The organism is Roseinatronobacter ekhonensis, from assembly GCF_900499075.1.
Taxonomy (GTDB): Bacteria; Pseudomonadota; Alphaproteobacteria; order Rhodobacterales; family Rhodobacteraceae; genus Roseinatronobacter; species Roseinatronobacter ekhonensis.
The window spans coordinates 1-4,293 of record NZ_UIHC01000100.1 but is presented as its reverse complement, the minus strand read 5'-3'; the positions used below and the strand labels follow the sequence as shown (position 1 = coordinate 4,293).

General features: G+C 53.3%; 5 protein-coding genes. 2 read left to right on the top strand and 3 right to left on the bottom strand.

Annotated features, from left to right (window positions below; all coding sequences use genetic code 11):
* The 3 genes from ROE7235_RS18775 to ROE7235_RS18765 all read right to left on the bottom strand — a co-directional run.
* Positions 1-376 (bottom strand): DUF262 domain-containing protein (locus tag ROE7235_RS18775; RefSeq protein WP_245964035.1); only part of this gene is annotated, 376 nt, incomplete at its 3' end.
* Positions 377-670: 294 nt separating this feature from the next.
* On the bottom strand, positions 671-1,579 hold the full coding sequence (locus tag ROE7235_RS18770; protein ID WP_121097393.1) for a relaxase/mobilization nuclease domain-containing protein: 909 nt from the start codon (positions 1,577-1,579) through the stop codon (positions 671-673).
* Position 1,580: 1 nt separating this feature from the next.
* Positions 1,581-2,228 (bottom strand): MobC domain-containing protein, encoded by a 648-nt coding sequence (locus ROE7235_RS18765; RefSeq protein WP_121097390.1) that lies wholly within the window; start codon positions 2,226-2,228, stop codon positions 1,581-1,583.
* Positions 2,229-2,266: 38 nt separating this feature from the next.
* Between ROE7235_RS18765 and ROE7235_RS18760 the strand changes: the two genes are divergently transcribed.
* Both ROE7235_RS18760 and ROE7235_RS20310 read left to right on the top strand, forming a co-directional pair.
* The gene (locus tag ROE7235_RS18760; RefSeq protein WP_121097387.1) at positions 2,267-3,850 is read left to right on the top strand and encodes a type I restriction-modification system subunit M; all 1,584 of its coding nucleotides are present in this window, start codon (positions 2,267-2,269) and stop codon (positions 3,848-3,850) included.
* Positions 3,851-3,859: 9 nt separating this feature from the next.
* Positions 3,860-4,246 carry a restriction endonuclease subunit S domain-containing protein gene (locus ROE7235_RS20310; RefSeq protein WP_183073588.1) on the top strand — a complete coding sequence of 129 codons (387 nt, stop codon included), beginning with the start codon at positions 3,860-3,862 and terminating at the stop codon, positions 4,244-4,246.
* The last annotated feature ends 47 nt before the right edge of the window (positions 4,247-4,293 follow it).

Here is a 4,293-nt window from a genome sequence, read left to right as displayed (position 1 = left end):
TCGGGCAGTTCAGTGATGGTAGTCTCTGGCATGTGGCATATCCCTTTCTCGACTGAGAATTGACGGCGTCTGAACACCGCCATGATATGCCGCCCCTCAGGGCATCACCAACTTTCGCGCGTTTCTCCAGCCGTTGCTGTCCGTCGATGACCAATAATGGTGCGCGGCTTGAGGTGTTCGACAAGCTTTCCTCTATATAAACCACGGACCCTAAAAAATGGACCGGTATATGATCATTGCGACCCGCTCGACGAATGTCATCCCAGAGCTGTCGACACTCCCGTTCCGTCCATGAATAAGTTCTCTGATAAATCGGAATCACGAACTGCCGGGCAGATTCGAGGAAGCCGAGAAGTTTGGCGTCTGTAGCTTTCATGGAGACTCTTAGTGGTTAGTTTTGAAAAATGTGGTCGGTGGGCGAGAAAGGCAAAATGATCGTAACAGAACCCGTATCGCGCATCTCATTTTAGTGGAAAAACCTGCCTAAGCATACCTTAACCTACAGTGTTTGGTGGGGCTGTTGAGATTTGAGCAACATATCCTGCGTCGACCCGCTTCGGGGCGGTTAGGTACATAAGCATTTGGCAATAATGATAGTGTATTGATCCAGAGCCGCAAACGATTTTCAAACATTTCTGTTACTGTCTTGAAGTTGCTGAACAGGCCAAACTCATTCACGCTCACGATCATCGCGGTCAAATTCGTCGATCTGATGGCGGGCTGTCGCCTCCATTCGCTGGCGCAATAGCGTTTCGGCCCGGTCATCGAAGGCCTGCTTGGGTTCCAGGCGTACAGTTTCACGACCGGCTGTTTCCAGCGACCGAAAGGCTGCATCTAAGCCTAGGGTTTTCAGCCGATACCGTTTGCCCGTCGCTTGATCGACCACCCCAACCGTTTGACCCCTCTGGTATAGCCCGAGACCAGTTTGACCCAGACGTCGCTCAAAATCGGTGCGATCTGTCGCTGCGATGATCGTCACTTTAACGTGGTCATGCACCTGCTGCTTGCGCGAAGGCGTGTTGGTCCGGCGCACCATTTCCCCTTCCTGCACCGGCTGTCGTGGGGTCTGCTTCTCGTGCTCCTTGCCGTACACCACACGCGTCCGCAGTTCGGGCAAGTGCTCTGCTCGCCAGCGTTCCAGATCACGCTGCACACCCGCGAAATAGGTACGGTCCATGCGAACGCGGCGATCTGAGCGCACAGCGTTGGCGGAGATCATAAGATGAATGTGTGGGAATTCGGTGTCGTGATGAACTTGTCCCCAGGCAAGTTGATGTGGGGCGCGTCGGCTACAGTATTCTTCAGCCAGCTGGTGCAGCATTGCTTCCACTTCCGAACCCGGCAAATGCTGCTGCGGTTCGAGGACGATCACTTCATGATAAAGGGCATTGCCGCCCTTCCGGGCTGGCAAATAACGATAGTTTTCTGAAAACTGATCCACCACCGCTGACCTGTCCGCGCCGTCGGAATAAAGGTTTCGCACGAATGCAGTTCCAGCATCACGTTCCGCACTTCGACCGATATAAGCTGCAAGTTGCCCAAAAGTCGGTGCCTTGCGAGACATAGATTTGATGATCATTTCAGTCTTGGGGATGCACGCGAATAGTCACGCCATCATCAAACTTGGTCACCACCTCTTCGAGGCGTGCCAGCTGTTGCATAGCCTCAGCCTCTAGAGATCCCTCGTTAGTCTTCAAGGCTCCCTGCTTCCGGTTCTGAATATGACCCAGACGGGCAAGCTGGTTCAAGTTGTTACCGATCCGCCGAAGTTCGGTGACAAGTTTCCGCTGTTGATCGGCGATTTCGCCAGTGGCCAGTGGCTGGGCTCGAAAGTAAGCTTGCGATTCAGCCCAAACCTGACGCCAAACAGAGCGACCAGCTTCTTCGGCGCGTTGCATGACCGCCTCGTAGTCTTCAGGCGTCACGGTGCCGAAGATCCGTTTGACCTTCTTGGCATACCCCTGCCAATACTTGCGTCGGTAGGTAGCGCGTTCAACCTCCTCCGCCTTTTCGCGCTCGTGCGCATCGTCGGCGGATAAGTGCAAGCTCTGGCTCAGAGCCTGGCCGATCCCATTCAATCTGGATGTCATGATATGTTGCCAGTCTACCGCCATGGAATTGTTGCGGCAAACTTTGTGCAGATTTTCGGGCAGCGGCAGGGACGGGGATCCGTCACGAACACATCCGATTACTAGATACAGCGCTTTCGCTGGACGCAACGCCAGCATAGGGTAGGATTTAGATAAACAATTTTAGCCTGGACACCATGACGGAAGAACAAAAAAAGCGACTCGAAACTCAGCTCTGGAATATTGCCAACGAGCTGCGTGGCAAGATGGATGCAGATGAATTCCGGGACTACATCCTTGGCTTCATTTTTTATAAGTACTTGTCGGAAAAGCAAAACCTCTTTGCGGGCAAGCTACTCGAGACCGAGGATGTGAAGTCCTATGCCGATGTGACCGATGAGGACGACCTCGAGGCCATACGTGAAGAGAGCTTAGAAAAACTGGGGTACTTCCTGAAGCCCACAGAAATGTTCAGCACCGTAGCTGCGCGTGGAAACGTGAAGATCGACGAGGACGACGAGGAAACCGCTGGCAACTTCATCCTTGAGGATCTGCAAGGTATCCTGAACGCCATCGAGCAATCCACGATGGGCAACGATAGCGAAGACGACTTCAACAAACTTTTCGAAGACATCGACCTGGCCAGCACCAAGCTGGGCCGCTCCCCTGCTGCACGCAACACTCTGATCGCCAAGGTGCTGGCCCATCTTGATAAGATCGACTTCCGTCTCGAAGAAATCGACGCTGATGTCCTGGGGGACGCTTATGAATATCTGATCGCTCAGTTTGCCTCTGGAGCGGGCAAGAAAGCTGGTGAGTTCTATACCCCCCAGCAGGTAAGCCGCATCCTCGCCAAGGTGGTGACCCTGGGTAAATCCAAAATCAAATCTGCCTATGACCCCGCTTGCGGGTCTGGATCGCTGCTGCTTCGCATCGCCAAAGAAGCTGAGGTCGGTGAATTCTTTGGGCAGGAGCTTAACCGTACGACCTACAACCTCGCGCGGATGAACATGATCTTGCACGACGTGCATTTCAGCCGTTTTGACATACAGCAAGAAGACACGCTCGAAGAACCTCAGCATATTATGGAGCGGTTCGAGGCCGTGGTGGCCAATCCCCCGTTCTCAGCGAAATGGAAGAGCGCGGATAATCCTCTGAATGAAACGGATGACCGGTTCAGCATCTACGGACGTCTGGCACCGGGCTCAAAGGCCGACTTTGCCTTTGTGCAGCACATGATACACCAACTGGCGGATAACGGCACAGCGGCCATCGTATTGCCGCACGGAGTGCTGTTCCGGGGCGGTGCCGAGGGAGCTATCCGGGAATATATCATCAAGGAACAGAACTACCTCGATGCGGTGATCGGGCTTCCGCCGAACCTGTTTTACGGAACATCCATTCCGGCCTGTATTCTAGTGCTTAAGAAGTGCCGCGTGCATGACCAAGACATTCTGTTCATCGACGCCAGCCGAGATTTTGAAAAGCAGGGCAATCAGAACCACCTGACCGATGACCACGTTGAAAAAATCATCGAAACCTACGCCAAGCGCGAAACGCTTGAGCGTTATTCGTATGTCGCGCCGATCACCGAGGTGGCCGAGAACGACTACAACCTCAATATTCCGCGCTATGTCGACACCTTTGAGGAGGACGAACCGATAGACCTAAGCGCCGTGACGACTGGCCTGAAAAGCCTTGAGGGTGAGATGGCCACAACCGACGCCACCATCGCGGTGTTCGCCCGTGAGCTTGGCATCCCTTCTCCATTTAATTCCTAAGCCACGCCCATGACACAAACACACAAACAGAACGTGCCAACGTTGCGGTTTCCGGGATTTGATGGCTTGTGGAAAACAGCTCCCATCAATGATTGGCTTAGCAAATTGATCGACTACCGAGGAAAAGCTCCTCCAAAAACCGAAACCGGAGTCCCTTTGATTACCGCCCGTAACGTAAAAATGGGATATCTGGATTTCAAAGCCGACGAATACATCGACAAAGATATGTTCGAAACATGGATGAACCGTGGGCGTCCAAAACCTGGTGATGTTCTGTTCACAACAGAAGCTCCGCTAGGCAATGTCGCACAATACCCTAGTGTTCTGAGTCTGACACTTCCTACCTGTTTCCGCGAATTTCATCGAGCGCGTTCAGAGCGCGGCGTTCCCGGGTGAGGATGTCCTCGGCGGTTTTGGTCCATTTGAAGGGTTTGGGCTTGTCG